The organism is Paraburkholderia sp. J76, from assembly GCF_905220295.1.
Taxonomy (GTDB): domain Bacteria; phylum Pseudomonadota; class Gammaproteobacteria; order Burkholderiales; family Burkholderiaceae; genus Paraburkholderia.
Genome location: NZ_CAJMZJ010000047.1, coordinates 1 through 793, shown reverse-complemented (window position 1 = coordinate 793; position 793 = coordinate 1). Strand labels below are relative to the sequence as shown.

At 68.1% G+C, this 793-nt stretch carries 1 pseudogene; it reads right to left on the bottom strand.

The window, feature by feature from the left end:
- A pseudogene (locus tag U5768_RS31840) lies at nt 1–793 on the bottom strand (hypothetical protein); the annotation flags it as partial.

The following is a 793-nucleotide window of genomic DNA, read 5'->3' as shown; positions in this document are numbered from 1 at the left end:
CTGCGAGCCGTTCACCGCGTCCGTGCTCGTCGAGCTCAGCGTGCCGTTAGCCACGTTGTGCAGCGCCACTGCCGTGCTCGAACCAACGCCACCCAGCGTCACCGACGTATGCGCCGACGAGTCGTACTTGACCGCATCGGTCGCGCCGGACAGATTCGTGATCTGGCTGTTGATGTTCGAGATCGCCGTCGTGTTGGCCGTGACCTGCGTGTTCGTTGCGTAGAGTTCCGAACCGTTGACCGCGTCCGTGCTCGTCGCCGTCACCTGGCCCGCCGCCACGTTCGTGATCTGGCGCGTCGCGCCCGAGGTGCCCACGCTCACCACGCCGGTCGGCGTGCCGCCCGCATACGTGTAGGTCGTACCGCCAATCACGCCGCTTGCCGTGGTGACAGCCGCCGCCGTGGTCGCGCCGTTGCCCAGCGCCACCGAGTTCGCCGTGCTGGCGTTCGCCGCCTGGCCGATAGCGACCGAATTCGATTGCGAAGCAGTCGAGTTCGTGCCGACCGAGATTGCGTACTGACCCAGCGCATTCGCGTTGGCACCCAGAGCCGTGGCGCCCAGCTGCGTCGCCTTCGCGACCTCGCCCAGCGCGGTGGTGGCCGCTGCCGTGGCCGAGCTGTTCGAGCCAACCGCGGTCGCGTAGTACGATCCGCCGCCCGAAGCCGTGGATCCTGCGCCAAGCGCCATGTCGGAGATGTTCGATGCAAGCGCGCCATTGCCGATGGCCTGCGCATAGGCCGCGCTGGCCGTCGCGCTCAGACCCATCGCCACCGAGTTGGTGCCCCCAGCCACT